Here is a 4,609-nt window from a genome sequence, read left to right as displayed (position 1 = left end):
CTCGATGTGGTTCCTGGTCACACAATGCTCAGGTCGCATGACACCATCCCACCACCTACAGCCCGGAGCTTGGACGGTGATCCGTAAGAAACTGCCTAGACGCGGATCGGCTTCGTCAGCCTCACTCCGCCGTGGGTCGGCCGCTATTCCCTCGACAAGTACCTGACGCGCCGGGAGCTGCCGGTCCTGACCGAGGAGGCGCCGTCCGAGATCCGTGTCCTGACCGTCGAGGAGGACCGGCGCTCCACCGCGGCGGCGCCGCCGCTGATGTACGCGGCGCTGCGCTGGATCGCGGCGGGGGCGGCCGCCGGGTGGTGGCGACGGGGCGCACGGAGCTGCTCGGCATCTATCTCGCCGCCGGGCTGCGGCCGGTGGGGCGTACGGTCCGCTCGGGCGCGGTCTCCTTCGAGGTCCTCAGCGGCTGCGTGGCCGAGCTGTCACGGGCGGTCGCGGAGCGCCACGGCCGGATCCTGGAGCGGTTGCGGACGGGCCTGGACTGGCAGCTCGACGTGCCCTTCGCGCCGCGCGGGGACGGCTGTGAGCACGGCGGGGCGTTCTTCTCGGCGATCGGTACCGGCTTCCGGTCGCTGTCCCGCCGCCACGAGGTGGTCGCGGCGGACGTGCTGGACGCCTGGTTCCCGCCGTCCCCGGAGGTCCTCGCGGTCCTCGCGGAGGATCCGGGGTGGGGCGGCCCGGACCTCGCCGCCGACGGGCGCGGAGGGGCTGCTCGCGGAGATCGCCGCCGCCCGGCGGCTGCCGGGGGAGTCGCCGGTGGTGGAAGCGGGTTCGCCCGATCTGATCTTCCGGGCGTTCGGCCGGTGGCTGACGCCGGGCAGTCGGGTGCTGCTGCTCGATCCGGGCTACGGGGAGTACGCCCATGTCACCGAGCGGGTGATCGGCTGCCGGGTCGACCGGCTCCGGCTGCGCCGGGAGGACGGCTGGCTGCTCGACCCGGCCCGGCTCGCCGCCGCGACCGGCGGAGGACGGTACGACCTCGTGGTGGTGGTCAACCCGAACAACCCGACCGGCCGCCACGTCCCGGCCGACGCGCTGCGCGCGGTGATCGAGGCCTCGCCCGCGCGGACCCGGTGGTGCATCGACGAGGCGTATCTGGGCTATGTCGACCCGCCGGACTCGCTCGCCTCGCTCGCTTCGGCCGACGCCCGGGTCGTGGTCTGCACCTCGCTGTCGAAGATGTACGCGCTGTCGGGGATGCGGGCCGCGTATCTGGTGGCCTGTCCGGAGACGGCCGGGGAGCGGGCCCGCCGGGGGCCCGTGTGGTCGGGCGTTCTGGCCGGCCTGGTGCCGTCCGGCGCCCTCGGCCTCGTCCTGTTCGTGGCCGTGTCGGTCGCCGACATCGTCGCGTACGCGGCGGGCCGCCGTCTCGGCGGACCCCGGCTCTTCCCGCTGTCGCCCGCCAAGCGGTGGAGCGGCACGCTGGCCGGGGCCGCGGCCGGGCTTCTCACGCTGGCCGCGCTGTCCTGCCTGACGTGGCAGACGGCGGTGCCCGTGGCGCTCGGCGGCCCGCTCGGGGACCTGCTGGAGTCGATGGTCAAGCGGGGCGCCCGCACCAAGGACACCGGGCGCTGGCTGCCCGGCTCCGGCGGCCTCCTCGACCGGATCGACTCCCTCCTCGTCGCCCTGGCGGTGCTGTTGGTACTGCAGTGGGCGCGGGACCGACCGGGACCGGCCGCGGGCGATGTCGTCGACGCGGTCCTCTTCGCCGTCCGAGTGGGCGGCTTCAGGAAAGAAGGGTGTGCAGGGCCGCGGTGACGGCGGTGGCGAGGGTGATGACTCCGGCGAAGACGGCCGCGGCACGGGTGAGGGCCGCGGGGTAGGTGGCGCCGTCCATGCGGGCCAGCTTGCCCGCACCGGCCGCGGCCAGCAGCGCGACGACGATCACGAGGGCGAGGGTCAGGAGGACGACAGCGATGGACACGGCAAGCTCCTTGTTTCCGTGAGGTGTTGACGTGGTCCAAAGTCGTCAGGATCTTGTTCGCCGTGGTTCGTCGGGACGAAGATGGACACCGGCGAACACCTCGACGAGGCGGGAGCGAGCACGTGCACGACGACCGGGACGACCGCGCCGAGGCCCTCACCGAGCTGCGCCGGAGGATGGCCGACGGCCTCGCCCGCGCCGGGCTGGACCAGACACGACTGGCCACCCGGGCCGGGCTGGGACGCACCACGGTGTCGGGGGCTCTCTCACCCAGAAAACCCGCGCCCTCCGCGCAGACGGTGGCGGCGATCGCCGAGGTACTGCGGCTGCCGGTCCAGGAACTGCTGGACCTGCGACAGGCCGCGATCGAGAAGGTCGGCCCGGCCGCCGCGGCCGGACCGGGCCGGCCGATCGACGCGTGGGAGCCGCACGATCTGGAAGTGCACCCCGCCGGGCCTGGTGGCCCGGCCTCTGGCGCGCAAGGGCCCGGGAGGCGGGCGCTGCCGGGGTACGTGGTCCGCGAGCACGATCAGGTGCTGGCCGAGGCCGTCCGGGACGCCGCCGCGGGCCGCAGCCGAATCGTGGTCCTGGTGGGCGGCTCCTCCACGGGCAAGACACGGGCTTGCTGGGAAGCGGTCCAGCCCCTCGCCGAGCAGGGGTGGCTGCTCTGGCACCCCTTCGACCCGACCCGTGCGCACGCCGCGCTGGAGGACCTGCGCCGTGTCGGCCCGCGTACCGTGGTCTGGCTGAACGAGGCCCAGCACTACCTCGGCGACCCCGTACTGGGCGAGCGGATCGCGGCGGCCGTCCACCAGCTGTTGCTCAGCCCCGAAAGCCGCCCCGTCCTCGTACTCGGCACTCTGTGGCCCCCCTACGCCCAGCAGTACGCGCTCCTGCCCGGATCGGGAGAACCGGATCCGCACAGCCGCGTCCGCGAACTGCTCTCCGGTCGCACACTCGGCGTCTCCGACACCTTCGACGCCCGCGCCCTGGCGCAGGCGACCGTCCTGGCCGACGAAGGAGACCGGTTGCTCGGTGACGCCCTCACCCGCGCCCGCGCCGACGGGCGGGTGACGCAAGACCTGGCCGGCGCCCCCGAGCTCCTCAACCGCTACCAGCACGCCGGCCCACCCGCCAAGGCGCTCCTCGAAGCGGCGATGGACGCACGCCGTCTCGGCGTCGGCCTCCACCTTCCCCGGGCCTTCCTCACCGACGCCGCCCGCGACTACCTCACCGACACCGACTACGACCGGCTCACCGACGACTGGTCGGAACAGGCCTACGCCGAAATCGCCCGGGACGTCCACGGTCGGCACGCCCCGCTGCGCCGCACCGCCCACCGGCCCTCACGGCGTCCACCAGCCCCCGCCGTCGACTCCGCCGCCCCACCCACCACCGACCCGCTGTACCAGCTCGCCGACTACCTCGAACAACACGGCCGCCAAACCCGCGGCGACCTCTGCCCGCCCGCCTCCTTCTGGCACTCCGCCCACGTCCACCTCACCGACGCCGGCACCCTTCACCGCCTGGCCCGCGCAGCCCAGGCCCGCCACCGCCTGCAATGGGCCCACCACCTCCACCACCGGGCCGCCCGCCACGGCAGCATCGATGCCCTGCGGGAACTGGCCCGCATGCAATCAGTGGTGGAGGACTGGCAAGGCGCAGAGCACTACGCCCGGCGGGCAGCCGAACAGGGGGAGACGGGCACCCTTTACCAACTGGCCGAGTTGAGGAAGCGCTACGGCGATGAGCAGGAGGCCTTGATCCTGCTCCGGCAGGCCGCCGACCACGGCCATCCCGCCGCTCTGCTCGACCTGACGGCGTCGCACCAGAACACCGAGGACAGCAAGGGCACCCAAGCCCCTGTCCAGCAGATCGCGGATCAAGACGACACCGCCGCCCTGTTCGACCTCGCCCTGTCACAAGAAGCGCTCGGCCACGGCGAAGACGCCGAGGACCTCGCGCAGCGGGCCGCCGAACACGGTGACACGCGTGCCCTGTTCGACCTGGCCCGCATGCGGGAGAAAGCCGGAAACAACGAAAGCGCCGAGGCTCTGTTGCGAAAAGCCGCGGACCACGGCTCCCCCCGCGCCTTGATCGATTTGGCCCGCATGCGCGAGATGGCCGGGGACAAAGAAGACGCCGAGATCCATGCCCGCCGGGCAATCGACCGAGGCCACTTCGAAGACCTACTGAATCATGCCGAGGGACGGATTCTGGTCGACAGGCTATGGCCCAACGGCCTGGACCCGGACGGAACGCCGACACCCCCATGGCGGCCGCTACCAGCCTGGTGAACCGGTCAAGGTAGGCACGTCGCCTCACACGATCACACCTCTCCTGTTCTCGAACGGCCAGTACTGACCGACCGGCTCTTCCCCCGCACGGTCCTGGAGTTCGGTGCAAAGGGCCGGCCTTCCCTCACCCGCAGCCGGACCCTCGACCAGCCAGAGGACACCGATGCCCCACCGCGATCCGCACAAGCAAGCCCGAGCCGGAAGACGGCAAGGATCCGCCTCTTCGTGAACAGCACCGGCACGTATGTGGCGGCCGCGATCGCCGGTCCGCAGCCGTACTGGTGTGCGGGGGCCGCGCGGGGGCATACGGACGGCACCCTTTCGAAAGGAGCTCCGCACATGCTCGGTATAGCCGCCGCCGTCCTGTTCTTCA

General features: G+C 72.5%; 3 protein-coding genes. 2 read left to right on the top strand and 1 reads right to left on the bottom strand.

Going from position 1 to position 4,609, the window contains the following annotated elements; all coding sequences use genetic code 11:
- Positions 1-267: 267 nt before the first annotated feature.
- Complete coding sequence (locus ADL08_RS07850) at positions 268-1,773, top strand: aminotransferase class I/II-fold pyridoxal phosphate-dependent enzyme (RefSeq protein WP_234352047.1); 1,506 nt, start codon at positions 268-270, stop codon at positions 1,771-1,773.
- Here the strand turns inward: ADL08_RS07850 and ADL08_RS07840 are convergent.
- The gene (locus ADL08_RS07840; RefSeq protein ID WP_053641338.1) at positions 1,742-1,939 is read right to left on the bottom strand and encodes a hypothetical protein; all 198 of its coding nucleotides are present in this window, start codon (positions 1,937-1,939) and stop codon (positions 1,742-1,744) included. The two genes, ADL08_RS07850 and ADL08_RS07840, sit on opposite strands and share 32 nt — an antisense overlap.
- A gap of 122 nt (positions 1,940-2,061) precedes the next feature.
- Here ADL08_RS07840 and ADL08_RS07835 point away from each other — a divergent pair, with 122 nt between their 5' ends.
- Positions 2,062-4,236, top strand: coding sequence for a helix-turn-helix domain-containing protein (locus tag ADL08_RS07835; RefSeq protein WP_053641337.1), 2,175 nt, complete (start codon positions 2,062-2,064; stop codon positions 4,234-4,236).
- The last annotated feature ends 373 nt before the right edge of the window (positions 4,237-4,609 follow it).

Origin of the sequence: Streptomyces sp. NRRL F-6492 (genome assembly GCF_001280125.1) — a bacterium.
Taxonomy (GTDB): Bacteria; Actinomycetota; Actinomycetes; order Streptomycetales; family Streptomycetaceae; genus Streptomyces.
Note: the sequence above shows the minus strand (reverse complement) of the source record. Positions and strands in the feature narration are given on the sequence as shown.